General features: G+C 71.8%; 26 protein-coding genes and 1 tRNA gene. 15 read left to right on the top strand and 12 right to left on the bottom strand.

What is annotated here, in order from left to right:
- Positions 1 to 164: 164 nt before the first annotated feature.
- From otsB to ABZ070_RS20480, 3 genes are all read right to left on the bottom strand, one after another.
- A complete protein-coding gene (gene otsB / locus ABZ070_RS20490; protein ID WP_356635796.1) occupies positions 165 to 1,034 on the bottom strand; it encodes a trehalose-phosphatase in 870 nt (289 codons plus the stop codon).
- A 10-nt stretch (positions 1,035 to 1,044) separates the two neighbouring features.
- The gene (locus ABZ070_RS20485; protein ID WP_356635794.1) at positions 1,045 to 1,281 is read right to left on the bottom strand and encodes a DUF3263 domain-containing protein; all 237 of its coding nucleotides are present in this window, start codon (positions 1,279 to 1,281) and stop codon (positions 1,045 to 1,047) included.
- A gap of 94 nt (positions 1,282 to 1,375) precedes the next feature.
- Complete coding sequence (locus tag ABZ070_RS20480; RefSeq protein WP_356635792.1) at positions 1,376 to 2,647, bottom strand: extracellular solute-binding protein; 1,272 nt, start codon at positions 2,645 to 2,647, stop codon at positions 1,376 to 1,378.
- A 305-nt stretch (positions 2,648 to 2,952) separates the two neighbouring features.
- Between ABZ070_RS20480 and ABZ070_RS20475 the strand changes: the two genes are divergently transcribed.
- From ABZ070_RS20475 to ABZ070_RS20465, 3 genes are all read left to right on the top strand, one after another.
- Positions 2,953 to 3,885: an ROK family protein gene (locus ABZ070_RS20475; protein ID WP_356635790.1), complete on the top strand. Its 933-nt coding sequence runs from the start codon at positions 2,953 to 2,955 to the stop codon at positions 3,883 to 3,885.
- Positions 3,885 to 5,084: an N-acetylglucosamine-6-phosphate deacetylase gene (nagA, locus tag ABZ070_RS20470; RefSeq protein WP_356635788.1), complete on the top strand. Its 1,200-nt coding sequence runs from the start codon at positions 3,885 to 3,887 to the stop codon at positions 5,082 to 5,084. The genes ABZ070_RS20475 and nagA overlap by 1 nt, the downstream gene beginning before the upstream one ends.
- Before the next feature lie 118 nt (positions 5,085 to 5,202).
- Positions 5,203 to 6,138 (top strand): 1-phosphofructokinase family hexose kinase, encoded by a 936-nt coding sequence (locus tag ABZ070_RS20465; RefSeq protein WP_356635786.1) that lies wholly within the window; start codon positions 5,203 to 5,205, stop codon positions 6,136 to 6,138.
- Positions 6,139 to 6,232: 94 nt separating this feature from the next.
- Here ABZ070_RS20465 and ABZ070_RS20460 read toward each other — a convergent pair whose 3' ends face one another.
- A complete protein-coding gene (locus ABZ070_RS20460; protein ID WP_356635784.1) occupies positions 6,233 to 7,210 on the bottom strand; it encodes a carbohydrate-binding protein in 978 nt (325 codons plus the stop codon).
- A 142-nt stretch (positions 7,211 to 7,352) separates the two neighbouring features.
- A complete protein-coding gene (gene cdgB / locus ABZ070_RS20455; protein WP_356635782.1) occupies positions 7,353 to 8,993 on the bottom strand; it encodes a diguanylate cyclase CdgB in 1,641 nt (546 codons plus the stop codon).
- Positions 8,994 to 9,375: 382 nt separating this feature from the next.
- Between cdgB and ABZ070_RS20450 the strand changes: the two genes are divergently transcribed.
- Entirely contained in the window at positions 9,376 to 9,876 is a 501-nt protein-coding gene (locus tag ABZ070_RS20450) for a flavin reductase family protein (protein WP_356635780.1), read from the top strand.
- A gap of 146 nt (positions 9,877 to 10,022) precedes the next feature.
- Here the strand turns inward: ABZ070_RS20450 and arfB are convergent, their stop codons facing one another.
- Complete coding sequence (arfB, locus tag ABZ070_RS20445; protein WP_356635778.1) at positions 10,023 to 10,448, bottom strand: alternative ribosome rescue aminoacyl-tRNA hydrolase ArfB; 426 nt, start codon at positions 10,446 to 10,448, stop codon at positions 10,023 to 10,025.
- Positions 10,449 to 10,620: 172 nt separating this feature from the next.
- Here arfB and ABZ070_RS20440 point away from each other — a divergent pair, with 172 nt between their 5' ends.
- Positions 10,621 to 11,196, top strand: a complete 576-nt coding sequence (locus tag ABZ070_RS20440; protein WP_356635776.1) for a TerD family protein — start codon at positions 10,621 to 10,623, stop codon at positions 11,194 to 11,196.
- Positions 11,197 to 11,284: 88 nt separating this feature from the next.
- Here the strand turns inward: ABZ070_RS20440 and ABZ070_RS20435 are convergent, their stop codons facing one another.
- Together ABZ070_RS20435 and ABZ070_RS20430 are read right to left on the bottom strand one after the other, a co-directional pair.
- Entirely contained in the window at positions 11,285 to 12,718 is a 1,434-nt protein-coding gene (locus ABZ070_RS20435; protein ID WP_356635774.1) for a M1 family metallopeptidase, read from the bottom strand.
- A gap of 41 nt (positions 12,719 to 12,759) precedes the next feature.
- The gene (locus ABZ070_RS20430; protein ID WP_356635772.1) at positions 12,760 to 13,299 is read right to left on the bottom strand and encodes a heme-binding protein; all 540 of its coding nucleotides are present in this window, start codon (positions 13,297 to 13,299) and stop codon (positions 12,760 to 12,762) included.
- A 282-nt stretch (positions 13,300 to 13,581) separates the two neighbouring features.
- Here ABZ070_RS20430 and ABZ070_RS20425 point away from each other — a divergent pair, with 282 nt between their 5' ends.
- The 4 genes from ABZ070_RS20425 (at position 13,582) to ABZ070_RS20410 (ending at position 16,611) form a co-directional block, all read left to right on the top strand.
- Entirely contained in the window at positions 13,582 to 14,709 is a 1,128-nt protein-coding gene (locus tag ABZ070_RS20425) for a sensor histidine kinase (protein WP_356635798.1), read from the top strand.
- Positions 14,706 to 15,326 carry a response regulator transcription factor gene (locus ABZ070_RS20420; protein WP_356635770.1) on the top strand — a complete coding sequence of 207 codons (621 nt, stop codon included), beginning with the start codon at positions 14,706 to 14,708 and terminating at the stop codon, positions 15,324 to 15,326. Before ABZ070_RS20425 ends, ABZ070_RS20420 begins: the two co-directional genes overlap by 4 nt.
- A gap of 270 nt (positions 15,327 to 15,596) precedes the next feature.
- Positions 15,597 to 16,097, top strand: a complete 501-nt coding sequence (locus ABZ070_RS20415; RefSeq protein WP_356635768.1) for a hypothetical protein — start codon at positions 15,597 to 15,599, stop codon at positions 16,095 to 16,097.
- A gap of 13 nt (positions 16,098 to 16,110) precedes the next feature.
- Complete coding sequence (locus ABZ070_RS20410) at positions 16,111 to 16,611, top strand: hypothetical protein (RefSeq protein WP_356635766.1); 501 nt, start codon at positions 16,111 to 16,113, stop codon at positions 16,609 to 16,611.
- 94 nt (positions 16,612 to 16,705) lie between these two features.
- Here the strand turns inward: ABZ070_RS20410 and ABZ070_RS20405 are convergent, their stop codons facing one another.
- Entirely contained in the window at positions 16,706 to 17,374 is a 669-nt protein-coding gene (locus ABZ070_RS20405) for a pentapeptide repeat-containing protein (RefSeq protein ID WP_356635765.1), read from the bottom strand.
- A gap of 153 nt (positions 17,375 to 17,527) precedes the next feature.
- Here ABZ070_RS20405 and ABZ070_RS20400 point away from each other — a divergent pair, with 153 nt between their 5' ends.
- Both ABZ070_RS20400 and ABZ070_RS20395 read left to right on the top strand, forming a co-directional pair.
- Positions 17,528 to 18,712 carry an NAD(P)-binding protein gene (locus ABZ070_RS20400; RefSeq protein ID WP_356635763.1) on the top strand — a complete coding sequence of 395 codons (1,185 nt, stop codon included), beginning with the start codon at positions 17,528 to 17,530 and terminating at the stop codon, positions 18,710 to 18,712.
- 59 nt (positions 18,713 to 18,771) lie between these two features.
- Entirely contained in the window at positions 18,772 to 19,767 is a 996-nt protein-coding gene (locus ABZ070_RS20395; protein ID WP_356635761.1) for a zinc-binding dehydrogenase, read from the top strand.
- Between the two features lie 21 nt (positions 19,768 to 19,788).
- On the opposite strand, the gene ABZ070_RS20390 is transcribed toward ABZ070_RS20395, so the two are convergent.
- Positions 19,789 to 20,259 (bottom strand): GNAT family N-acetyltransferase, encoded by a 471-nt coding sequence (locus ABZ070_RS20390; RefSeq protein ID WP_356635759.1) that lies wholly within the window; start codon positions 20,257 to 20,259, stop codon positions 19,789 to 19,791.
- A 25-nt stretch (positions 20,260 to 20,284) separates the two neighbouring features.
- Positions 20,285 to 21,172, bottom strand: a complete 888-nt coding sequence (locus ABZ070_RS20385; RefSeq protein ID WP_356635757.1) for an aminoglycoside phosphotransferase family protein — start codon at positions 21,170 to 21,172, stop codon at positions 20,285 to 20,287.
- Positions 21,173 to 21,281: 109 nt separating this feature from the next.
- On the opposite strand from ABZ070_RS20385, the gene ABZ070_RS20380 reads away from it, so the two are divergent.
- The gene (locus ABZ070_RS20380) at positions 21,282 to 22,673 is read left to right on the top strand and encodes an FAD-dependent oxidoreductase (RefSeq protein WP_356635755.1); all 1,392 of its coding nucleotides are present in this window, start codon (positions 21,282 to 21,284) and stop codon (positions 22,671 to 22,673) included.
- Between the two features lie 126 nt (positions 22,674 to 22,799).
- On the opposite strand, the gene ABZ070_RS20375 is transcribed toward ABZ070_RS20380, so the two are convergent.
- Positions 22,800 to 22,873, bottom strand: a tRNA-Thr gene (locus ABZ070_RS20375).
- 176 nt (positions 22,874 to 23,049) lie between these two features.
- Between ABZ070_RS20375 and ugpC the strand changes: the two genes are divergently transcribed.
- From ugpC to ABZ070_RS20360, 3 genes are all read left to right on the top strand, one after another.
- Complete coding sequence (gene ugpC / locus ABZ070_RS20370; protein WP_356635753.1) at positions 23,050 to 24,177, top strand: sn-glycerol-3-phosphate ABC transporter ATP-binding protein UgpC; 1,128 nt, start codon at positions 23,050 to 23,052, stop codon at positions 24,175 to 24,177.
- Positions 24,178 to 24,414: 237 nt separating this feature from the next.
- Positions 24,415 to 24,837, top strand: coding sequence for a hypothetical protein (locus ABZ070_RS20365; RefSeq protein WP_356635751.1), 423 nt, complete (start codon positions 24,415 to 24,417; stop codon positions 24,835 to 24,837).
- 220 nt (positions 24,838 to 25,057) lie between these two features.
- A complete protein-coding gene (locus ABZ070_RS20360; protein WP_356635749.1) occupies positions 25,058 to 25,780 on the top strand; it encodes a nucleotidyltransferase family protein in 723 nt (240 codons plus the stop codon).
- The last annotated feature ends 142 nt before the right edge of the window (positions 25,781 to 25,922 follow it).

Raw genomic sequence — 25,922 nt, 5'->3', positions numbered from 1 at the left:
CGGGCGGATTTCCAGCCCCCCGGAAGACGGGGGCGGCCCCCCCCCCGCCGGCGGGGGGGCCGCCCCGCCGCCCCCCCCGCGGCAGTGGTTCCTGGACCAGCTCGACGCACTGCGCGAGGGCGCGTAGTGCCGCGACCGGGCAAAGCTTGCCGGGGGGGGGGGGACTAGGGCCGCTCGTGGAGCCGGCCCGCGAGGGCGGCGAGGTAGTCGACCACTTCTGCGGGGCCGGGCAGCAACAGGTCGGCGCGCTCTGCCAGTTCGGGGACCTCGGCGCCGCCGCTGCACAGCAGCAGACCGGGCACGCCGTCGGAGCGGAGCTTGTCGACGGCGCCGTACGCGGGCAGGTCGCCCAGGTCGTCACCGGCGTAGAGCACGGCCTCGGCGCCGGCCTCGCGCACGTACTCGGACAGCGCCACGCCCTTGTCCATGCCGGGCGGGCGCAGTTCCAGGACCATACGGCCCGGCTCCAGGATCAGGCCGTGCCGGGAAGCGAGCGCGGCGAGGGGCTCGCGCAGGGCGTCGAAGGCGGCCTGGGGGTCCTCGGCGCGGCGGGTGTGGACCGCGACGGAACGGCCCTTCTCCTCGATCCAGGTGCCCTGCCAGGCCCCGATCCCGTCGAGGAAACCGGGGAGCTCGGACCGGGCGGTCGCGACGCCGGGGTGGGGGGCCGGCGCCCTCACGGTCCCGCTGACCGCGTCCCAGCGTTCCGCGCCGTAGTGGCCGAGGACGACGAGGCGGTCCAGACCGTCGACACCGGCGAAGCCGCCGTAGCGGACGGCGACCCCTGCGGGGCGGCCGGTGACCACGGCGACGGATGCCACGTGCGGCGCGAGTGCGGCGAGCGCGGGGACGGCACGCTCGTGAGCGCGCGCCTGCTCGGGATCGGCCACGATCTCGGCGAGGGTGCCGTCGAAGTCGAGAGCGATCACCGCCCTGTCGGGCCGGTCGAGGAGCGCCGCGAGGCCCTCACGGCCGGCTGGTGTGGACGGCGTCGGCATGGAGTCTGCGTACTCTGCGTACGGGGAGCTGCCCATGCCTTCGACCCTAGCGGCGACTTCTCCTCGCGTCCCTCACACGCCGAAGCCGGTTGACGGTCACCGGGTCGTGGGCGAGGGCGCGGGCGTCGTCGAGAAGGGCGTTGAGCAGCTGGTAGTAGCGGACCGGGGAGATACCGAGCTGCTCCCTGATCGCCCGCTCCTTGGCGCCGGGCCCCGGCCAGGAACGCCGTTCCATGGCCAGGACGGCCCGGTCGCGCTCGGCAAGCTCCTGGTCGTCGGTCATACGAGCCAACCTATCGGCGGGCACTGACGGTCCGGGGCACGCACGGGACGCGGTGGACGTACGGGATGCGCGGCCCGGCGCGACCCGGGGGCGCCTACTCGGCGCTCTCGGCCGTCTTGGCGTCGCGGGATATCCGCTCCAGCGTGCGGGCGGGGCTGCCACCGGGGCCCACGGCGTCGCCGATGTTCTTCTTGATGTTCCCGCTGGCCGACGCCCACGACGTCTTGCCCACCGGCGGGAGCACGGAGCCCGGCAGCACCTCCAGGAACTTCTTGAGGTGCGCCTGCTCGGGGTCGTCCTCCATCGTGTCCCGGGCGGAGACCGTCACCGGCAGCAGGTCGTTCTGACCGGCGAACTCGAGGACGTTCTCGTCGGTGAAGAGGAAGTCGAGGAACGTGCCGATCTCCTCGCGGTGACCGTTCTGCTTGAAGCCCATGATCCAGTCGGCCACGCCCATCGACGCCTCGGCCTTGCCCTCCCGGCCGGGCAGCGCGACGGTGCCGACGTCGATGCCCGCCTTCTCGGCCGCCCGCAGCAGCGAGGGGTGGCCGTTCAGCATGCCGACCTCGCCGCGGGTGAAGGCGGCGAAGGCGTCCTTGCGATTGAGCTTGCCGGGAGCGACCGGGCCGGTGAGCTTCTCGTCGACCAGGTTCTCCTTCAGCCATTCGAAGGTGTCGATGTTCTGCTCCGAGTCGATCGCGTACCTGCCGAGTTCGTCGGTGTAGCCGCCACCGCCGCTGAGCAGCCACATCTGCGTCTCCGCCTGTGCCTCCTCGGGGCCGAGCGGCAGCGCGAAGGGGTACGTGACGTCGGTGTTCAGCTTCAGCTTCTCCGCGTCCGCCTGCAGCTCCGCCCAGGTGCCGGGGGGTGTGGTGATCCCGGCCTCCTTGAAGAGCGTCTTGTTGTAGAAGAGCAGCCTGGTGGAGGCGACGAACGGCAGCCCGTACTGGACGCGCTTCGTCTCGCCCGCGTCGACGAGCGGCGGGAGGAAGTTGGACTGGACGGGGATGGAGAGCATCTGGTCGGCGGAGTACAGCTTGTCCGCCGCGGCGTAGTCGGCGTAGGCGCCGATCTGCGCGATGTCGGGGGCCTCACCGGCCTTGACCATCTCGGCGACCTTTCGGTCCACGTCGTTCCACGACTCGATCTGGACCTCGACGTCGATACCGGGGTTCTGGGCCTCGAACGCGGCCGTCAGATCCGCCCAGTACGTCTTGCTGCTCTCTCCGCCGGCCACGTCGTAGTCGGCGGCCACCAGCTTGAGGGTGACGTCACCGGACCCGCCGGAGGTGCCGCACCCCGCGAGCGAAACCGTCGTGCCCAGTGCGGCGACGGCCGCGATCACACCCAAGAAGCGCCGCTGCACAGCTCTTCCCCACCCTCTGCTTCATAGATCCGTGTCGTCCGTTTGTCCCAGTCGGTCCCCCGCGACGTCCTGTGAGATGGGGAGCGATCTTTCCCCACCCGGAGATACAAGGTCTACACCACTGCGGTCTCACTTTCACAACGCCTGCACCTTTGACCCGGGGCCTCGGCCCCGCCTTGCCGCCGGGCCGCGGAGGCTCCCGGCCCCCATGGGCGAACGGGAGTCGTCGCCGCGGTTTGTATGGCGTGGCAACAATTCCGGGAGTGGACTAGACCTTTTCCGGGTCTACGCGCGAGACTGTTCACGTGAGACACGTCATCGCCCTCGATGTGGGCGGCACCGGTATGAAGGCTGCCCTGGTCGGGGCGGACGGGACGCTCCTTCACGAGGCGCGGCGGGCGACCGGGCGCGAGCGCGGGGCCGACGCCGTCGTGGAGTCGATCCTCGGCTTCGCGGCGGAGCTGCGCGCCCACGGGCAGGAGCACCTCGGCCGGCCCGCCGAGGCCGCCGGCGTCGCCGTCCCCGGGATCGTCGACGCCGAGCACGGCATCGCCGTCTACGCCGCCAACCTCGGCTGGCGCGACGTCCCCCTGCGCGAGCTCCTGAGCCGGCGGCTCGGCGAGATCCCCGTCGCGCTCGGGCACGACGTCCGCACCGGTGGACTCGCGGAGGGCCGTATCGGAGCCGGTCAGGGCGCCGACCGGTTCCTGTTCGTGCCCCTCGGCACCGGCATCGCCGGCGCCATCGGCATCGACGGTGCCATCGAGGCCGGCGCCCACGGCTGCGCCGGCGAGATCGGCCACATCGTCGTCCGCCCCGGCGGCCCCGCCTGCGGCTGTGGGCAGCGCGGCTGCCTCGAGACGCTGGCCTCCGCCGCCGCGGTCACCCGCGCCTGGGCCGCCGCCTGCGGCGACCCGGACGCCGACGCCGCCGACTGCGCCAGGGCCGTCGAGGCAGGCGACAAGGCCGCGACCGCGGTGTGGCAGGAGGCCGTCGACGCGCTCGCCGACGGCCTCGTCACCGCACTCACCCTGCTGGACCCCCGCACCCTGATCATCGGTGGCGGCCTCGCCGAGGCCGGGGAAACCTTGTTCACACCCCTTCGGGCGGCGGTCCAGGAACGCGTCACGTTCCAGAAGCTGCCCACGATCGTCCCGGCGGCCCTCGGGGACACCGCCGGATGCCTGGGCGCAGGGCTGCTCGCCTGGGATCTACTCGCCACGGAGGTAACCGCCTGATGGCCGCCAGCGCCGCTCGCGCCACGAGCACGGTTCACGCCACGAGCCCGCACCGCCCGCCGAGCACAGTTCTGGCCGGTGCCCGGGTGGTGCTGCCGACCGGGACCGTCGACAACGGACGCGTCGTCGTCGAGGGCACGAGGATCGCCGCGGACGCACCCGCCGACGCGCCCGTCCGCGACCTGTCCGGGCACTGGGTCGTCCCCGGCTTCGTCGACATCCACAACCACGGCGGCGGCGGGGCCTCGTTCACCTCCGGCAGCGCCGAGGACGTCCTGCACGGCGTGCTGACGCACCGGCGGCACGGCACCACCACCCTCGTCGCCTCCACGGTCACCGGCGACATGGCCTTCCTCGCCCACCGGGCCGGTTTCCTGGCCGAGCTCGTCCAGCAGGGCGACCTCGCGGGCATCCACTTCGAGGGGCCGTTCATCTCGCCGTGCCGCAAGGGCGCCCACAGCGAGGAGCTGCTCCGCGACCCCGACCCGGCCGAGGTCCGCAAGCTGATCGACGCCGCCCACGGCACGGCGAAGATGGTCACCCTCGCCACCGAACTGCCGGGCGGCATCGACTCCGTGCGACTGCTCGCCGACCACGGCGTCATCGCGGCGATCGGCCACACGGACGCGACGTACGAGCAGACCCGTGAGGCCATCGACGCGGGGGCCACCGTCGCCACCCACCTGTTCAACGCCATGCCGGCCCTGGGCCACCGCGCTCCCGGCCCGATCGCGGCGCTGCTGGAGGACGAGCGGGTCACCGTCGAGCTGATCAACGACGGCACCCACCTCCACCCCGCCGCGCTCGAACTCGCCTTCCGCAGCGCGGGCGCGGGACGGGTCGCGTTCATCACCGACGCCATGGACGCGGCCGGCTTCGGCGACGGCCGGTACCAGCTCGGCCCCCTCGAGGTCGAGGTGAAGGACGGCGTCGCCCGACTGGTCGAGGGCGACTCGATCGCGGGCTCCACCCTCACCCTGGACACCGCCTTCAAGCGGGCCGTCACCGTCGACCACATCCCCGTCGAGGACGTCGTCGCGGCCATTTCCGCCAATCCGGCGAAGCTGCTCGGCGTCTACGACAGGGTCGGCTCGCTGGAGCCCGGGAAGGACGCGGACCTGGTCGTCCTCGACGCGGACTTCACGCTCAGGGGCGTGATGCGCCACGGCGCCTGGGTGGTTGACCCCGCCCTGGGGTGATTCCGCCCGCGATGCACGGCAAGGCGGTTGGCCCCCGGGGTCTTGGGCCAACCGCCCTCCGTTTGGCATGATCAGGACCCGTACGAGCACGGCAAACGCGTTCTTCGGGGGTACACGGGTGATCCTGACGGTCACACTCAACGCCGCCCTCGACATCACCTACCGGGTCGCCGCCCTGACCCCGCACGCCTCCCACCGGGTGGGCGAGGTCGCGGAACGCCCCGGCGGCAAGGGCATCAACGTCGCACGCGTCCTCGCCGCCCTCGGCCACGACAGCGTCGTCACCGGTTTCGCGGGCGGGCCCACCGGGGCCGTCCTGCGCCGTATGCTCGCCCCCCTCGCGCCGCACGACGCGCTCGTGGAGATCGCGGGCACCACCCGGCGCACGCTCGCGATCGCCGACGGCACGACCGGTGACACCACTCAGCTGAACGAGCCGGGACCCACCGTCACGCCCGAGGAGTGGACGGCGTTCCTCTCCTCGTACGACGCGCTGCTGCGCGACGCCGACGCGGTCGCCCTGTGCGGCAGCCTGCCACCCGGCATCCACGTCGGCGCGTACGCGGAACTGGTGCGCAGGGCGCGCGGCGCCGGCGTACCCGTGCTCCTCGACACCGGCGGAGAGCCACTGCGCCGCGGCATCGCCGCCCGCCCCGAGCTGATCAAGCCGAACGCCGAAGAGCTCGCCCGGCTCACCGGCTCGCGCGAACCCCTGCGGGCCACCCGCGACGCCCGCCGCCGCGGCGCACAGGCGGTCGTCGCCTCCCTCGGCCCCGACGGTCTGCTCGCCGCGACCCCGGACGGCACCTGGCAGGCCGCCCCGCCCCGAGCCGTCAAGGGCAACCCGACCGGCGCGGGCGACTCGGCGGTCGCCGGCCTGCTGTCCGGGCTGGTCGGCGGACTCCCCTGGGCGGAGCGCCTCTCGCGGGCGGTCGCCCTCTCAGCGGCCACGGTCCTCGCCCCGGCGGCCGGCGAGTTCGACACGGCGGCCTACGAGGAGCTGCTGCCGCGCGTCAAGGTCGTCGAGCACCCGCCCGCCGCTCCTGGCAGGTGAGGAAACACCGCGTCCCGGTTCGCGGGACGAGCCGGGACGGTGGTCGTGCTGCGGCCCCGAGGGCCGTGAGTGGTCAGGGCGTGATCCGGACCGCTCAGCCCTTCTTCTGGCCGGCCTCGAGCCAGACCTGGTCGAGATACGCCTCGCACTGGTTCCCCTGCTCGCAGGAGATCTTGAGGTCGTTCTTGCCCTTCGCCAGGTTCACGTAGGCGTACGTGTTGGTCCAGCCCTTGGTCCAGTCGCCCTCCGCCGCTCGCGCGAAGTTCGACATGTTGATCTCGCGGGGCTGCCCGTCGTTGATCGTCAGGGTGGTCTTGGCGTCCTTGCCGGGCACGCTGTAGGTGATGTACATCGTGTACGCGCCGGCCTCGGGCACGTCGACCGACCAGCCCGCCGAGCCGCCGACACCGTTGAACATCACATACGCGCCGTCCGCGCCCTTCGCGCCCGGGACGTCCTTCGCTAGGGCAGCCGGCGGGCCCAGCCGGAGCGTCGCCGCGTCCTGCTTGGGGAGGTCGACGGGCTCCTCCGGCTTGCCGGACGGCTGCTCGCTCGGCTTGACCGACTGCGCTGCCGTCGGCGCGCCGCCCGGATTCTCGCCGCCCGCCTGGTCCTTCTCGTCGCCGCTGGTCATCAGTGCCGCGCCGATGCCGATCACGACGACCGCGACGACCGCGATCGCGCCGATCAGCAGGCCCCTGGTGTTGGGGCCGCCGCTCCGGCCGCCGCGGCCGTGGCCGCCCTGGCTCGGAGGTACCGGGACCTGACGGGTCTGGGCCGTGGCTCCGGGGTAGGTCTCGGGCGCCGCGTAGGCGGCGGTCGGCTGCTGCCCGTAGCCGGACTGCTGGCCGTACGTGTGCTGCTGCGGAATCTGCTGGCCGTACTGACGCTCACCGACCGTCCGCACCTGGTTGTACGAGGTGCGGGGGACCCCGGGCTGTGCCGCCGGTCCGGGGTAGCCGTAGCCGCCCTGGCGCGGGGGTGTGGCGCCCGCCTGCTGCCCGTCCGCGTACAGGTAGCCGAACGGGTCGTCGTCCTCGGGCGTGCTCGCGCCGTTGTTCGCGGCCGTCATCCCAGTCACTCCTCACCATCTCGTCAGCACAACGCCGACCCGGGCGAGCCTACCCGGTTCGGACCAACGGATCGGGTGGTGCGGGCCTCATCCGTCCGACCCGCGCCCGGCCACCAGGGCCGAGGAGCAAGGGTGTTATCCGTCACCCGGCCCGGCGGTGCACCTTGGAGCGGGAGCGCTTCTCGATGTACATCCGCTGGTCGGCCGATTGCAGCACCTCTTCGACGGACATCCCGCAGCTCGCCCATCCGATGCCGAAACTGGCCCCGACGCGCACGCCACGACCGCCGACGCGGATGGGCAGGATGATCGCGTTCCGCAGCCGTACGGCCAGATCCGCGGCGTCCGCCGCGCCGAGACCGTCGGCGAGGACGACGAACTCGTCGCCGCCGAGTCTGGCGACGGTGTCCCCGTCACGCACGCCGGTGGTAAGCCGGCGGGCGACCTCGACCAGCACGGCGTCGCCGGTCTGGTGCCCGAACCTGTCGTTGATCGACTTGAAGCCGTCCAGGTCGCAGAAGAGGACGGCGAGCCCCTTGGCACCGTCGTCGATCTCGCTGTCCGGCGCGACGAGGTGCACGTGGTGGTCGTAGGACCGGGCGCCGACCGCTTCGAAGTCGAAGCCGTCGCCACGGAACGACTGGTAGTTGTCGTAGGCGGCGTCCAGCGCCTCGATGTCGGTCGCGTACGCCGCTGCGTGCGGGCGCTCGCACAGGCGCGAACTGAGCCGGGCGCGCAGCTCGGCGCTGTTGGGCAGGCCGGTGAGCGCGTCGTGCGAGGCGCGGTGCGCGAGCTGGAGCTCGTGGCGCTTGCGGTCCTCGATGTCCTCGACGTGGGTGAGGAGGAACCGCGGCCCGTCCGCGGTGTCGGCGACGACCGAGTTGCGCAGCGAGACCCACACGTACGTGCCGTCCCTGCGGCTCAGCCTGATCTCCGCGCGACCGCCCTCCGCGGACGTGCGCAGCAGCGTGCCCACGTCCTCGGGGTGGACCAGGTCGGCGAAGGAGTAACGGCGCATCGCGGACGCGGGGCGGCCGAGGAGTCGGCACAGTGCGTCGTTGGTGCGCAGCAGCCGGCCGTGCTGGTCGCCGCCCATCTCGGCGATGGCCATGCCGCTGGGGGCGTACTCGAACGCCTGGCGGAAGGATTCCTCGCTGGCGCGCAGGGCCTGCTGCTCCCGCTCGAGACGGACCAGGGCGCGCTGCATGTTGGAGCGGAGTCTCGCGTTGCTGATCGCGATCGCCGCCTGGGAGGCGTACATCTGCAGGGCCTCCTGGCCCCACGGGCCGGGGCGGCGTCCGTTGCGCGGCCGGTCCACGGAGATCACGCCGAGCAGTTCGCGCCCGCCGCCCGACGCGTACATGGGGGCGTAGAGACGGTCCAGCGGGTGCCACTCGTCCTCGAAGCGCGGCTCGGGGCCGTCGGTGTGCCACTGCGGGACGTCGTCCTCTATGAGGACCCAGCCCTCGGTGTGCGGTATGAAGCGCAGCTCGCCCCAGGCCTCTCCCATGGACAGCCGGCGGTCCCAGGAGGCGCGGGAGCCGACCCGGCCGGTGATCAGGGCCTCTGCGGCGGCGCTGCCGGCGAACGCGGCGACGACCAGGTCACCGTCGGGGCGGACGAGGTTGACGCAGGCCAGCTCGTAGCCCAGTCCGGCGACGATTCCGTCGGCGACGGTCTGCAGGGTGTCGGCCAGGCTGCGGGCCGTGTTGAGGTCCGCGACGACCTGGTGCAGCTGCCGCAGGGTCGCAAGACGGACATAGGGCTCCGACTCGGTCTCCATCGCTCGCTCTCCCCGAGACCTCGACAGCAAACTCCAGGGCGTCTGATTGGCGTACTTGTAGCGGTATCCCGGCCACTGAATCACAGTGAGCAGCTCACCCGGTACACAGGGTCAACAATTACTGGCCTCTGTGACTCAAGTCACATCAGATGATGAAGGGTCAGATGCGACCGGCCGGGCGCAGCCTCGCTTCTTGAAGACACTTATTGAACGCAAAACCATCGAAGCGTACCCATGGTTACTCATGGTCGTGGGGCTCCGGTCCTAGGACCGGCCTGGTTCCAGGGCCCGATGCGGTGACGGATCGGGCGAGACTAGCGTTCCAGGGGTGTTGCAGACGACCCCCACTCCAGCCGCCTCCGCCATCCCCCATCCTGAGGGGGTGAGCAACGAGGAGTTCCGTGCCGCCATGTCCCGGCTCGCGGCGGGCGTGGTGCTGGTCACCGCGCACGACGCCGACCACGGGCCACGCGGCGAGGACGTCGGCATGACCGCGACTGCCTTCATGTCCGTCTCGCTCGACCCACCGCTGGTGCTCGTCAGCCTGCGCAACGGGTCACGCATGGACGACCTGCTCGCCGAGCAGCCGCTGTGGGGAGTGTCCGTGCTCACGGAGAAGCACCGTCAGATCGCCGGACGTTTCGCGATGAAGGGGCGGCTCAGCGACCGCCTGCTGTTCGAGGACCTCGCCCACGAACGGGGCGAGGTGTGCGGCGCCCCGCTGGTCGGGGGTGCGCTCGCGACGCTCGAGTGCCGGACTCGGCAGCGGGTCGAGGCCGGTGACCACACGCTGGTGATCGGTCACGTGCTGAAGGTGGGGCTCGCGGACGAGGTCGCGGGGCCGTTGACGTACTTCCGGGGGCGCTACCGGCACCTGTCGTGAGGGCCGGGTGTTTCGCGGGTGTCGTGCAGGCCGGGTGTTTCGCTCGTGTCGTGCCGGCCGGGTGTTTCGCGGGCCGTCACTGACAGGCGGGGGCGTTCGGCGCTCGCTCGGCGCGGAAGCGGTCGGCTGGGAACGCTCGGTCGCGGCTACCAGTCGCGGCCCGTGCGGCCGCGCTTCGTCTCCGCGCGCTGCTTTTTCTCCCGCAGCCGCCGTTCGTTGATACCGCGCGGGATCTTCGTCGGCCGGCGCGGCCTCGGCGGCGGGGCCGTCGCCTCCGCCAGCAGGGACGCCAGCCGCACCGCCGCGGTCTCGCGATTGCGCCACTGAGAGCGGTGCTCCGAGGCGCGTACAGCGATCACGCCTCCCACCAGCCGGCCCGCGAGGCGCTCCAGCGCACGGTCCTTCCAGACCTGCGGCAGCGCGTCGGTCCCCGCGAGGTCGAAGCGGAGCTCCACCTGCGAGTCGCTGGTGTTGACATGCTGACCGCCGGGCCCTGAGGACCGGGAGAAACGCCACATGAGCTCCGCCTCCGGCAGGGAGACGGAACCGCGGATGATGTAGGGCCCGGACATGTCGTCCATGGTCCCGTGCGCGGGCCGGACCGTCACCCTCTTTTCCGCCCGTACGGAACGTGTTTGTTTCCGCCCGCATGGAACCTGACGGTCCCCTGCCCGCGTTATGACCGGTGACGGTAGCTTCGGGAGGACCCGTAGCTCGCAGTATCGAACCGAAGGGGACTTCCCAATGGCAGTAAGCCTGTCCAAGGGCGGCAACGTCTCGCTCACCAAGGAGGCTCCGGGCCTGACCGCCGTTACCGTCGGCCTCGGCTGGGACGTCCGCACCACCACCGGCACGGACTTCGACCTCGACGCCTCCGCGATCGGCGTGAACGGCGCGGGCAAGGTCGCCTCCGACGCCCACTTCGTCTTCTTCAACAACAAGTCGACGCCGGACCAGACCATCGTCCACACCGGCGACAACCGCACCGGCGAGGGCGGCGGCGACGACGAGCAGATCAACGTCAACCTGGCGGGTCTGCCTGCCGACGTCGACAAGATCGTCTTCCCGGTCTCGATCTACGACGCCGTCTCCCGCAGCCAGAACTTCGGCCAGGTGCGCAACGCCTACATCCGCATCATCAACCAGGCCGGCGGCGCCGAGATCGCCCGCTACGACCTGAGCGAGGACGCCGCCGTCGAGACCGCCATGGTCTTCGGCGAGCTCTACCGCAATGGCGCGGAGTGGAAGTTCCGCGCGGTCGGCCAGGGTTACGCCTCCGGCCTCGAGGGCATCGCCCGCGACTTCGGCGTCAACATCTGACGCGACCCCTGACGCGACTTCTGACGCGACTTCTGACGCAGGGACACGATCTGGGCCCCGGCTCCGGCCGGGGCCCAGGCGCGTTCGCTCATGGCCTGCGCGGCTTCTCGTCCCCGTACAGCCACACGTCCCACAGCTCCGTCAGGTCCTTGCCGGACTCCTTCTCCACGAAGCCGACGAAGTCGTCCGTGGAGGCGTTGGAGTGACGATACTTCTCCGCCCAACCGCGGACGATGCCGAAGAACACCTCGTCGCCGACCGCCTGCCGGACCCGGTGCAGCACCATCGCACCACGCCCGTACACCGGGGCGCCGAAGAGGTCCGCGGAGTCCGGCGGTTCGGCGGGGGCGAAGGCCCAGTTCGCCTCGTCCGCGAAAGCGTTCTCGTAGCTCTCCCGTACCGGCACACCGTCAAACTCCTGCCGCCACATCCACTCCGCGTAGGTGGCGAAGCCCTCGTTGAGCCACACGTCCTGCCAGGTCGCGGGCGAGACAGAGTTGCCGAACCACTGGTGGGCCACCTCATGGACGAGGGTCGTCTCGTCGAACCCGCCCAGCGGGAAGACCGGCCTGGTCTGGGTCTCCAGGGCGTAGCCGAGGTCGCCGGACGGCACGACGATCGCCCCGGCGGAGGAGAACGGATACGGACCGAAATTCTCCGTTCCCCACTCCACGATCCGCGGAATGTCGTCCAGCAGCGCCGAACTCCGCCGCGCCACCGCCGGATCGACGGCGGTGACGACGGGCAGCCCGTCGGGCGTACGCGTGGCCTTCATACGGAAGTCGCCGATGGCGAGCGTGGCAAGGTAGCTCGCCATCGGCTCGGCGGCGTGCCAGTCGAAGGAAGTCCGGCCGCCGCCGCGATCGCGTTCACCGGCCGGCTCGCCGTTGGACACGGCCTCGTATCCCTTGGGAACGGTCACGGTGATGTCGTACGCGGCCTTGTCCGCCGGGTGGTGGTTGCCGGGGAACCACGTCGTGGAGCCGAGGGGTTCGCCGATCGCGAGCGCGCCGTCCGGGCGGCGCAGCCAGCCCTCCCGCACCCCGTCGGCGCCGGTGATCGCCTGCGGGACGCCGGAGTAGCGGACAACGGTACGGAATGCGGCGCCCTCCGCGATGACCTGGCGAGGCCGCACCGTGACTTCCCTTCCGGCCCGGTGGACCGCGGCCGCCGCGCCGTCGACGGTCGTGCTCTCGACCGTCAGCCCGCGCAGGTCGAGATTGAAGGCGCTCAGGTCCTGCGTGGCACGGGCGGTGAGCGCCGCCGTGCCTTCGAGCCGGCCGGACCGGGGGTCGTAGTCGAGCGTCAGGTCGTAGTGCCGGACGTCGTAGCCGCCGTTGCCGAGCTTCGGGAAGTACGGATCGCGCAGTCCCGCGGCGCCGGGCTTTGCGTCCACGTCCGAACCGCTGTCCGCGCAGCCCGCGCCGCCCGCGCCGCCCGCGAACAGCAGCAGGGCGAGGGCGACGCGCGAGAAGACCGCGCGAGACGGAAGGACGCGGCGGGGGAGGGCGTGCGGGTCCACACCACGATCCTAGGCACCGCCCTCCCCACTGTCCGCGCGGCTCAGCGGCCGAGCGCGGCGACGCCTGCCTGGGCGAACTTCTCGTCCAGTTCCCCGCTCGGGGCGCCCGCCACTCCGATACCCGCGATCGGCGCGCCCTTGACCTGCACCGGAGCCCCGCCACCGAGGAAGAGCGTCCCGGGGATGTCCTTCAGGTTCGGGGCCTGCTCGAGACGCTTCACCAGCTCGGAGGTGGGCGCGTTCCACGACACGGCGGTGTACGCCTTCTTCTCCGCCGACTCGTACGACTGCGGGCCCGCACCGTCGCCACGCAGGGTGACGACGGTGTTGCCGTTGCGGTCGACGACGGCCACGGTGATGCGCTGGTTCTCCTTCTCCGCGGCGTCGAGCGCCGCCTGCGCGGCCTTTGTGGCGGCGTCGATCGTCAGGTGTGTGGTCTGCTGGAGGCTGCGGTTCGAGACGTCGGCGGTGACAGCCGCCCTGGTCTCGGCGGCGGGGGCGGAGGCGTTCGCGGCGACGGCGCCGAACGTGCCCGCGGCGACAACGGCGGCGGTGGCGGCACCGATCAGGGTCTTCTTCATGGTGATGGCTCCTTCGGGAGGGGCGGCTGGTCCGCCGTTGCTCTCTCGTTCCGCCATCGATCCTCCGGCCGCACCACGGCCCGCGGGGTCCACGCTCCGGCTCCCGCTGCCGCGCGTGATGGTCGACAGGCGTGTCAGCCGATCGGTCGATGCCGCAGTGGTCCCGGCGGGCCACGATGGAGGTGCCCGTGGGGCCACCACGAGGCAATCGCAGGTCTGACGGCCGAGGAGACGGCGGTGGAACAGCAGCAGGACCCCGACGCCCGATGGCTTGCCCGGGTGATGCACGCGGCGTTCTTCCTGCTGCTCGGTGCCTCGCTCGCCCGCTACCTGCTGCGCCACCCCTGGGAGTTCCGCTCCCCGTGGATCATCGGGCTCTCGGTGGCCCTTGCCGTGCTGTACACGGTGGGGCCGGTGTTCGGCCCGCATGCCACACCCCTCCGGCTCGTCCGGCTGCTCACGGTGGTCGCCGTGTGGGTCGCTCTTGTCGTCCTCGCCCCGAGCTTCGCCTGGTGCGCCGTGCCCCTCCTGTACACCGGGCTGCGGGCGCTGCCCACCCGCGCGGCGCTCGCCCTGGTCGTCCTGCTCACCGTGTTCGTCGTCGCCGCCCAGCTCCAACTCGCGGAGGGCGGCTTCGATCCGAACCTCGTCCTCGCGCCGCCCGCCGTGGCGGCGATCGCGACGGCGGTCTTCGTCCACGCCGAACGGCTCGCCGCACGCCAGCGGGTGCTCATCGACGACCTGGTCCGCACCCGCCGCGAACTGGCCGCCACCGAACGCCGCGAGGGCACCCTCGCGGAGCGTCAGCGGCTGTCCATGGAGATCCACGACACCCTGGCCCAGGGCCTGTCGAGCCAGCAGATGCTGCTCCAGGCCGCCGACCGCACCTGGGACAGCGACCCGGCCGCCGCCCGCGGCCATGTCCGTACGGCGGAGTCGATCGCCGAACGGAGCCTGGCCGAGGCCCGCCGTTTCGTCCACGACCTCGCCCCGGCCGATCTGGCGGAGGGCGGCAGCCTGCCCGAGGCGCTGCGTACGCTGGCCGAACGCGAGACCACCGACACGCTCACCGTCCGCTTCCACCTCGACGGCACGCCCGCGCCGCTGCCCGACCGGGTCCAGTCGGCGCTGCTGCGGATCGCGCAGGGCGCGCTGGCGAACGTACGGGAGCACGCCGACGCCACCGCCGCGACGCTCACCCTGTCGTTCCTCGGCGACCAGGTGGTTCTCGACATCGCCGACGACGGCACCGGCTTCGAGCCCGGCAGCGGCCGGGGCCCCGGCGTACGCGGGCACGGCCTGCCCGCGATCCGGGCCCGCGCCGAGCAGCTCGGCGGCACCCTCGCCGTCGAGTCCGCACCCGGCGAAGGCACCGTGCTGTCCGCCGCGATCCCGCTGGAGTCACCGTGACCGTACGCATCCTGCTCTGCGACGACCACGCCGTCGTACGCGCCGGGCTGCTCGCCCTGCTCGGCAGCGAGGCCGACATCGAGGTCGTCGGCGAGGCCGGCAGTGGTGAGGAGGCCGTCGCGATGGCCGCGAAACTGAAGCCGGACGTCGTGCTGATGGACCTCCAGCTGGGGGCAGGCATCGACGGGGTCGAGGCCACCAGCCGTATCGCCTCGCCGGACGTCCATGTACTCGTCCTGACCACGTACGACACCGACGCCGACATCACCCGCGCCATCGGGGCGGGCGCGACCGGCTACCTCCTCAAGGCCGAACGGCCCGAGGAACTTTTCGCGGCGATCCGCGCCGCCGCGCAGGGCCGCACCGCGCTCTCCGCACCCGTCGCCGGCCGCGTCATGGACCGGATGCGCGGAGCCGCCGGGCCGACCCTCACCGACCGGGAACGCGACATCCTCGGCCAGCTGGCGCGCGGCCTCGGCAACCGCGAGATCGCCCGCGCACTGTTCATCAGCGAAGCGACCGTGAAGACCCACCTGGGCCGCATCTACGCCAAGCTCGGCGTCGACACCCGCGCGGGCGCGGTCGCGGTGGCGAAGGAACAGCGACTGCTGCCTTGAGGCACGGCCGCGAGGTTGTGAGGCACTTGGCCTTGAGACGCTGAGGCCCTGAGGCGTTAGGCCCTGAGGCGCTGAGCGGGCACCGGCCTGATGCCCTGTGCGGGCGCCGGCCCGGATCAGAAGGCAGCGGCGTCGAGGGCGAAGCCCGGCGGGTCGGGCAGTGCGCCTTCCGGGGGCTCCGTCCTTCCCGCGGTCCAACGCGACCTCCCCCGCGCGGCGGAGACGGTCCGCCGTACGGGACGAAGCGGCGGACCGCCCGCCCCAGCCATCGTGAACGTCATGACCACAGCAACCAGAGCCACCGCGGCCGCCGTCGCTCCCGCGCCCCGCTGGGCCCGCCGCGCCGCGCACGCCATCGCACTGTGCGCCCTCCCCTCCGGCCTCTGGCGCATCGCCATGGGGAGCGGCATCCACGTCGGCTACAGCGACGAAGTCCTGCGCGAGTCCTTCGGCATCCCCGGCTGGGGCATCGCCTACGTCATCGGCCTCGCCGTCGTCTCCGAGCTGGCCGCCCTCTTCCCGTTGCTGCTCGTCACGGACCGGTGGCAGCCGCTGCCGCCCCGGACACTCGCCGCGATCGCCAGAGCCGCCTCCGCGCTGACGATCGTCTTCGCCCTGTGGCAGACGGTGGTCCTGTTCACCGTGGAGAGCCAGACCTACATGTCGAGCACCGCCAACACCGTCTGGGCCTTCTTCTTCGCGCCGCTGGTCGCCGTCCCCTTCCTGCTGACCGCCGTCACCTGGTCGTACAGCAGACGTCTGGGGGCGTGACACCATCGACCACGTGCTCGACATCGGCTACTCCCTCTCGCGCCGCTTTCCCGACCCGCCGCAGACCGACTACCGGCGTGCGGACGTGCAGGCGCTGCGCCACGACCTCTTCTGCGGCGACGTCTACCTCGCCGACACCAAGGAGGACCGGGAGGTGTCCACAGCCTGGGGATGGGTGCCCGTGCTCGACTTCGCCTGGGCCCTGTGCGACATCGTCGAGCAGCTCGACCGGGACCCGCTCGGCAGCCGCGCGTCCAGGCCCCAGCACGCCGAGCTGGACTTCACCGAGTCCAGCGACCGCATGCTCTTCGAGCGCCGCTTCGGCTGGGTCGACGTCGAAGCCGACTGGATGCCCGGCGACGAGCCGCCCCTCACCTTCAGCCACAGTGAACTGCGCCGCGAGGCCCGCGACTTCCTCCACGACCTCGTCGCCGACCTCACCGACATGCACGAAGGCCTCGGCGACAACCCGATGATCTGGGACCTCCAGGCCCGCTTCCCCCGCACCACCTGACACCGCACGGCCCCGAGAGCCGGGCCGCCCCGCCGGGGCCACGCTCCGCCGGACCCCGACCCCCGCGCCCCGGCCCGCGACCGGTCGCCCCCCGTCACTCCACCCGCACCCCGACCTGCGCCGCGAACGCCGGTGCCAGATCGAACAGTTGGGCAGAGCTGATCACCGCGCCGGCCAGCCGCTCCACACCCCGCGCGATGTCCAGCTCCGCCGCGCCCCGCAGATCGACGTCCTTCATCCGCACCCCGGAGAAATCCGCCTGCCGCAGCACACAGCCGCGGAACTCGACCCGCTCCAACCGCGCGCCCCCGAAGTCGGCCTCCGCCAGCACACACCCGTCGAACACCACGTCCGTCAGTTTCGCCTCCCGAAGATTCAGATAGTCGATCTTTCCGCCCCGCAGCACCACCCCCGTCAGCACCGCCCCGTGGAGCTGTGCCCCGCCCAGCCGCGCCTCCCGTACCTCCACGTCGCGCAACGAGGCCCCCGCGAGGTCGGCCCCCACACCCCGAACCCCCTCGAGCACGCAGTCGACGAAACGGGCGCTGCCCAGCTCCGTCCCGTCCAACGCGCACTCACGCAGCGCACAGTCGATGAAGCGCGCCCCCGCCCCCTGCTGCCCGCCCAGATCCAGCCCGGCGAACTCCACCCCGTCGTAATCGCCGTCCGGCTCCAGGGCGCCGCCCCCGAACGCCTCGAGCCGCGGCAACCGCACCTCCGTCACCCGCGCCGCAGCGACTGCCGGCCTCCGTGTCCTCGCCATGACCCCATAGTGACGTGCACCACTGACAACGCCCCTCGGCCGCCCCGATGTCACACATCGGGACCCCCGAGCCGTCCCAGTCGGGAGAGCGAATCAAGAGAGCGAGTCATCGAGCGTCAGTCGAGCGAGTCGACCGAGACAGGAGAGAGAACCATGCACGAGATCACCGTCGTCGGCGGCGGGTTCGCCGGCCTCACCGCGGCCATCACCGCCGCAGAGTCGGGCGCCCGGGTGTTCCTGCACGAGGCCCACCACACCCTCGGTGGACGCGCCCGTACGGGCGAGGGCCCGTACAAGACCAATGACGGGCCGCACGCCCTCTACAACCGCGGCCCCCACTGGACCTGGCTGAAGCAGCGCGACCTGCTCGGCCCCCTGGCACCGCTGCCCGCCCTCGAAGCTGCGCGCTTCCGCTTCCGCCGCGAGGGCAGGCTGCGCCGCACTCCGCCGCTCGCCCTGCTGCGGCTCGCCCGCCGCCCCGCGGAGTCGGCCCCCGTCAACGCCGACTTCCTGACCTGGGCCACCGGCGTCGCGGGCGAGGAGGCCGCGCGCGCCGCCGCCCACTACGCCGGCGTCGCCCTCTTCCACCACGACCCCGGGTCGCTCTCCGCAGCCTTCGTACAGGAACGTTTCCGCCGCGCCACCGCCCTCCCGCCCGAGGCCCACTACCCGCGCGGCGGCTGGAGCCAAGTGATCGACCGCATGGCCGGCCGCGCCTGGGACCTCGGCGTACGCATCGAGACCTCCTCCCGTGTCGACGTCCTGCCGGAAGGCCACGGCCCCGTCATCGTCGCCACGACGCTTGCCGCCGCCCGGCGCCTCCTCGACGACGACACCCTGCACTGGACCAGCGGCCGCACCGCCCTGATCGACCTTGCGCTGCGCACCCGGCGCGGCGACCCGTTCGTCGTCAGCGACCTCGACGCCCCCGGATGGCTGGAACGCTTCACCGCCCAGGACCGGACCCTCGCACCCGCCGGTGAGCAGCTCGTCCAGGGCCAGCTCCCCGTCGGCCCCGACGAGTCCAGGGCCGACGGGATCGCCCGCGCGGAGGCACTGCTCGACCTGGGTTTCCCGGGCTGGCGGGAGCGCACCGTATGGCGGCGCGAAGCGCTCGCCAACGGCCGTACCGGCGCGGTCGACCTGCCCGGCACCACCTGGCGCGACCGCCCCGCCATCGACCGCGGCGACGGTGTCTACCTCGCCGGTGACCAGGTGGCAGCCCCGGGCCTGCTCTCGGAGGTGTCGTTCAACAGCGCATTGGAGGCGGTCTCATTGGCGCTGCGCGACGGCGGAAACACCGGCTCCCCCGGCCGCCTTGACCTCAAGCGCGCTTGAGGTTGAAGAGTGGGCCCGTCACCACCCGGAGCGTCATCCACCGAGAGGGAGCCCACTCCATGCGCGCCATCCGCCTGCACGCCTTCGGACCCGCGGAGAACCTCGACTACGAGACCGCCGACGACCCCGTACCCGGCCCCGGCCAGGTACGGATCGCCGTCGCAGCCGCGGGCGTCCATCTCCTCGACACCGCGCTGCGCCAGGGCGCGCAGGGCCCCTTCGGGGCGCCTGCCGAGCTGCCCACCATCCCGGGCCGTGAGGTCGCCGGAATCGTTGAATCCCTGGGAGAGGGCACCGACCCGACCTGGCTCGGCAAACGCGTCGTCGCCCACCTCGGCATGAATCCGGGCGGTTACGCGGAACTCGCCGTCACCGACGCCGACAGACTCCACGAGATCCCCGGCAGCCTCGACGAGGCCGAAGCGGTCGCCATGATCGGCACCGGACGCACCGCCCTCGGCGTCCTCCAGTACACCGACCTCGGCCCCGACGACATCGCGATCGTCACCGCCGCCGCGGGCGGCATCGGCACCCTGATCGTCCAGTACGCCAAGAACGCCGGCGCCACCGTGATCGGCCTCGCCGGCGGCCCCGACAAGACGGCCCGGGTCCTCGCGGGCGGCGCCGACCTCGCCGTCGACTACAAGCAGCCCGACTGGCCCGACGCCGTACGGAAGCACCTCGGCGACCGGCGCGCCACCGTGGTCTACGACTCCGTCGGCGGCGATGCCGGCCGCGCCGCCGTCCACCTCCTGGGCAAGGGCGGCCGGCACATCGTCTTCGGCTGGTCCAGCCAGGGCATCCTCTCGGACAGCCCTCTCACCTTCACCGAGGCAGAACTCCTTGAACGCGGCATCACCTCGCAGGGTGTCCTCGGCCCCGCCATGCTCGAAAAAGCCGGTGGCCTGCGCGCCCTCGAAACCCGGTCCCTCGGCGAAGCCGCGGCCGGCCGGCTCCGCCCTGCCGTCCAGCGGTACGCCCTCGCCGACGCCGCGGACGCACACCGCGCCCTCGAGACCCGCGGCACGGTCGGCAAGGTCGTCCTGATCCCCTAGGTCCCCGAGCTCCCTGACGGGCTACGACCCGAGAGTCGTCAACGCCTCGTCGGTCAGCCGGTACACCGTCCACTCGTCCTGCGGCCGGGCTCCCAGCGACTTGTAGAAGTTGATCGACGGGGTGTTCCAGTCCAGCACCGACCACTCCAGACGCTCGTAGCCCCGCGCCACACAGATCCGCGCCAGCTCCGTCAGCAGCGCCTTGCCGTGGCCGCCGCCCCGCAGCTGCGGCCGCACGTACAGGTCCTCCAGGTAGATCCCGTGCACACCGCGCCACGTGGAGAAGTTCAGGAACCACAGGGCGAATCCGGCGGGCCGGCCGTCCTCCGTCTCCGCTATGTGTGCGTACGCGGCGGGGCGCTCACCGAACAGCGCCTCCCGCAGCTGCTCCTCGGTCGCGTTCGCCTCGTGCAGTGCCTTCTCGTAGTCCGCGAGCTCCCGCACCATCTCGTGGATGACAGGCACATCGGCAGGTGTAGCAGTACGAATCATGCGCACAGACTGCCCGTCCGGCCGCCTACCGCGCCAACAGCGTCCGCGCAATGAACACCTGGCTCCCGTCGAGCTCGTCCTCCCCCTCCTCCGCCTCCCACAGCCCGTTCTGCAGCACCCGTCCGAGCGTCCATGCCCGCGCCCGCTCGCGGTCCAGCCCCAGCACCTCGGTCATCAGGTCGAACCGCCACAGCACCTCGCCCGGGTCGAACCGGTTCCACAGCGCGGGCAGCAGCTCGAAGCCGGGGTCCCCCGCGAGCGGCTTCGGGTCGATCACCAGCCACGGCTCACGCTCCGCCGCCAGCACGTTGTCGAAGTGCAGATCCCAGTGCAGCAGCCGGTCGCCCGGCTCCCCCGCGACCTCCCGCAGCGCCGCCGAGCAGTCCGCGAGCAGCCGCCGCTCCCCCTCGTCGGCCAGCTCCTCCACCACCTCCGGCAGCCTGCGCTGCATCGCCGCCGCGAGGTCGCCCAGCCGCCGCATGCCCTCGGGCGCCGCCGCGGACGACAACCGCGCCAGCAGCCCCGCCAGCACCCCGGTCGCCTCCCTGCTGTCCGCCAGGGCCGACAGATGGCGGCCGTGGTCCAGCCGCTCGAGCAGCAGCGTCCCCGTGGCGGGATCGTGCTCCAGCAGCCGTACGGCCCCGTCCCCGGCCCAGGTCCGCAGCGCCGAACCCTCGCCCGCGTTCTCCTCGTCGAGCAGCTGCATCTTCAGCACAGCCGGCGCCCCGTCCACCGCCCTCTCGACCGGAACGACCAGCGAGGCCACTCCGTGCAGGGAAGGCCCGGCAACCCGCAGCCCCCACCGCTCGGCGAACTCCTCGGCCCTGCGCGGCAGCTCCGCCACAAAGGCCCGCCCCGCCTCCCCGTTGAACCTGACCTGCGATGCCACCAGCTCGTCCGGAATGTCGATCACCCGGCGATCGTACGAAGCACGCGTCGCGAAAGCCGCCCCGGACCAGTAAATTCCCGCCACACAGACGCGCTCATCGACGCGACCACCGGCAGCGAAAGCAGCAACCGACATGAACACCGTCAACGGCGGCATATCGTTCTGGTACGCACAGGACGGCACGCCCGTCCCCCGCGAGCCCCTGCCCGGGGACGCCACCGCCGACGTCTGCATCGTCGGCGGCGGATACACCGGTCTGTGGACGGCGTACTACCTCAAGAAGGCCGTCCCCTTCCTCAACATCACCGTCCTGGAAGGCAGGTTCTGCGGCTACGGCGCCTCGGGACGCAACGGCGGCTGGCTCTACAACGGCATCGCGGGACGCGACCGCTTCGCGCGGCTCCACGGCCATGACGCCGCCGTCCGCCTCCAGCAGGCCATGAACGACACGGTCGACGAGGTCGTCCGTGTCGCCGAGGACGAGAAGATCGACGCCGACATCCACAAGGGCGGCGTCCTCGAGGTCGCCTACTCACCGGCCCAACTCGCCCGCCTCAAGGCCTTCCACGCCGTCGAGATCGCCTTCGGCGAGAAGGACCGGGTCCTCTTCGGCGCCCGCGAAACCGCGGAACGCATCCGCGTCACCGGCGCGGTGGCCTCCAGCTGGACCCCGCACGGCGCCCGTCTGCACCCCGTGAAACTCGTCAAGGGCCTCGCCGCGGCCGTCGAAGCGCTCGGCGTCACCATCCACGAATCCACCCCTGTGACGGAGGTCCGGCCCAAACACGCCGTCACCCCCTACGGCACCGTCCGCGCCCCGTACATCCTGCGCTGCACCGAAGGCTTCACCGCGTCCCTCAAGGGCCAGCACCGCACCTGGCTCCCGATGAACTCCTCCATGATCGTCACGGAGCCCCTCTCCGAGCACATCTGGTCCGAGATCGGCTGGGCCGGCCTCGAAACCCTCGGCGACATGGCCCACGCCTACATGTACGCCCAGCGCACCGCCGACAACCGCATCGCCATCGGCGGCCGCGGCGTCCCGTACCGCTACGGCTCCAAGACGGACAATGACGGCCGCACCCAGCCGGCCACCATCGAGGCGCTCAGGGACATCCTCGTCCGCTTCTTCCCCATCACCGCCGGCGCCCGCATCGACCACGCCTGGTCCGGCGTCCTCGGCGTCCCCCGCGACTGGTGCGCCACCGCCACCCTCGACCGCTCCACCGGCCTCGGCTGGGCCGGCGGCTACGTCGGCTCCGGCGTGGCCACCTCGAACCTGGCCGCCCGCACCCTGCGCGACCTGATCCAGCAGGACTCCGGCCAGTCGGGCCCCACCGACCTGACCGCCCTCCCCTGGGTCAACCACAAGGTCCGCAAATGGGAACCGGAACCCCTGCGCTGGCTGGGCGTCCAGACCCTCTACGCCGCCTACCGCAAGGCCGACCACCGCGAATCCACCACCCACACCCCCACGACCGACCGCCTCGCCACCCTGGCCGACAAGATCTCCGGCCGCCACTGACTCCTCCGGGCCACCAAGCCCGCGAACCAGGCGGTCCGGCTCGGAGCATGCGCGGGACATGGCCGGGATCGCACCCGTGGATGTCAAAGACCCCCAGCCATGATCGGCTGGGGGTCTTTTCCCTTGAGCCCCCTGTCGGGTTCGAACCGACGACCCCCGCTTTACAAGAGCGGTGCTCTGGCCAGCTGAGCTAAGGAGGCAGCCAGAGCAGTGTAACCAACCGTCGGGCCGGTGCGGTCGGAAATTCGTCGGACGTGAACTGCTGACAGATGCCATATGGCCAGGTAGCGTCGCGACAGGTTCACACCGTTGGACTACACCACTCCCTTACTCGGATCGTCCGGCACGTTCCTGCCGGTGGAGGAGACACATCAGCATGGCTACTGTCACGTTCGACAAGGCGACCCGGATCTACCCGGGTTCCGACAAGCCCGCCGTCGACCAGCTCGAGATCGAGACCGAGGACGGCGAATTCCTCGTACTCGTCGGGCCTTCCGGCTGTGGCAAGTCGACCTCCCTGCGCATGCTCGCGGGTCTCGAGGACGTCAACGGCGGATCCATCCGGATCGGCGACCGCGACGTCACGCACCTGCCGCCCAAGGACCGGGACATCGCCATGGTGTTCCAGAACTACGCGCTCTACCCGCACATGACCGTCGCCGACAACATGGGCTTCGCGCTCAAGATCGCCGGCGTCAACAAGAGCGAGATCCGCAAGAAGGTCGAAGAGGCCGCCAAGATCCTCGACCTCACCGACTACCTGGACCGCAAGCCGAAGGCGCTCTCCGGTGGTCAGCGGCAGCGTGTCGCGATGGGTCGCGCCATCGTGCGTGAGCCGCAGGTCTTCCTCATGGACGAGCCGCTGTCGAACCTCGACGCCAAGCTCCGCGTGTCGACGCGTACGCAGATCGCCTCGCTCCAGCGCCGTCTGGGCATCACGACCGTGTACGTGACGCACGACCAGGTCGAGGCCATGACCATGGGTGACCGTGTCGCCGTGCTGAAGGACGGTCTGCTCCAGCAGGTCGACTCGCCGCGCAACATGTACGACCGCCCGGCCAACCTCTTCGTCGCCGGCTTCATCGGATCCCCGGCCATGAACCTGGTCGAGGTCCCGATCACCGACGGTGGCGTGAAGTTCGGCAACAGCGTCGTCCCGGTCTCCCGCGAGGCCCTCTCCGCCGCCGCCGACAAGGGCGACACGACCGTCACGGTCGGTGTCCGCCCCGAGCACTTCGATGTCGTCGAGCACGGCGGCGGCGACGCCAAGACGCTCTCCAAGGACGCCCCGGCCGGTCTCGCCGTGGCCGTGAACGTCGTCGAGGAGCTCGGCGCCGACGGTTACGTCTACGGCTCCGCCCAGGTCGGCGGGGAGCACAAGGACCTCGTCGTCCGCGTCGGCGGCCGCTCCGTCCCGGACAAGGGCAGCGAGCTGCACGTCGTGCCGCGCGCCGGCGAGCTGCACGTCTTCTCGACGTCGACGGGCGAGCGGCTCAGCGACTGAGGACCGCGCGACTGAAAAGACTGCGCGACCGCGCACAGCAGCCGGCGAGAGGCCGGGCCCGCACTTCGGTGCGGAGCCCGGCTTTTCGGGTAAGTGGACAAATACCGCGGCACACAGGGGCATTTGGGACAATGCACCACCCGGCGTCAACACGCGATTCGAAAAGAACCCTCGAACCGTCCCTCACGCGAGTGACTAAATGTCGCCAAATCATCACTGGCCGCTACGCTCGCTCGCGTGACCCACACAGCCCGCCGAATCGGCCGCACTCTCGCCCTCGTTCTGCCTGTCGTCCTGGTGCTCTCCGGGACCCTGGCGGTCACCGCCGTCCCGTGGGCGGGGCAGGCCACCGAGTCGCAGATGCTCACCGCCTCCTCGGAGAACGTCTCCGTGCGCGCGAAGTCCCGCGCTCCGCAGGACATTTTGCGTGACCGGCTGCTGACCGAGCTGCAGGCGAAGGACCCCGGTGCCGCGCTCACCCAGCTCCAGCGCGAGGTCGAGGCACGGCCCTCGCTCGCCGAGCACTGCATGTCCATCGCGCGGGCCCTCGGCCGCGCCGCCGTGGAGCTGTACGGGCCGACGCGCGCCCAGACCTTCTCCCGGCCCGTCTGCGACACGTCCTTCGCCACCGGCGTCTCCCAGCAGGCCCAGGGCTCGTAAGGACGGCCCTGGGCCCGGAGCGGGGCTCGGAAGGTCTCCTGGAGCCCCTGGAGCCGCTGTCGGGTCCGCAACGGGGCTCGGAAGGCGTCCTGGGGCCGCGGTCGGGCCGGCGAGAGCCGGCAGAGCCCGGCCACCACAGCTGTGGGGCGGGCGCCGGCTCGGCTCCCGACGCGCGGAGCCGGGGCACGCCGCGCCCGGCGGCCCGCATATCGTGCACGGCATGCAAACGCCTACGTTTCCGACGCAGGCCGTGGTCCTGGCGGGCGGCCAGGGCTCGCGGCTGCGCCCGTACACCGACGACCGCCCCAAGCCGATGGTCGAGATCCCCGGAACCGGGACCCCGATCATCGGCCATCAGCTTGCCTGGCTGGCGGAAGAGGGCGTGACCGACGCCGTGGTGTCCTGCGGGCATCTCGCCGACGTCCTCCAGGAGTGGCTGGACAGCGCGGTGCTGCCCCTGCGCGTCACCACCGTGGTGGAGACGGAGCCCCTGGGCCGCGGCGGCGGCCTGAAGTACGCCGCCGCCGGGCTGCCGCACCAGGACCAGCCCTGGTACGCGACCAACGGCGACATCTGGACCCGTTTCTCGCTCCGCGAGATGGCAGCCTTCCACGCCGAGCGCGACGCCACCGCGACCCTCGCGCTCGCGCGGCCCCGCATCCCCTGGGGTGCCGTGGAGACGGACGCCTTCGGGCACATCACGGACTTCATCGAGTCGCCGCCCTCGCCGTACCTCATCAACGCGGGCGTGTACGTCTTCTCCGCCGACTTCAAGAAGCTGCTGCCCGACGTGGGCGACCACGAGCGAACGACCTTCCCCCGGCTGGCCCGTGAGCGCCGGTTGGCGGGCTTCCCCCTGCCGAACGGCGCCTACTGGCGGGCCATCGACACCGCCAAGGACCTCACCGAGGCGGCCAAGGAGTTGAACAAGCAGCTGCGTTGACGAAGCCGGGACCAAAGGCGCGGCTCAGGCGCGGCTCAAAGCGCGGGCGGCCAAAGGCACAGCCAAAGAAAGCGCGGCCAGAGAAGAGCACCGCCGAAGGCACGGCCGAGGAAGAGTGAGGGGGCGGGGCCCGCCAGACGGG

The organism is Streptomyces sp. NPDC006283, assembly GCF_040613325.1.
In the GTDB taxonomy this organism is placed as follows: Bacteria; Actinomycetota; Actinomycetes; order Streptomycetales; family Streptomycetaceae; genus Streptomyces.
This window is presented reverse-complemented; position numbering and strand designations above follow the sequence as displayed.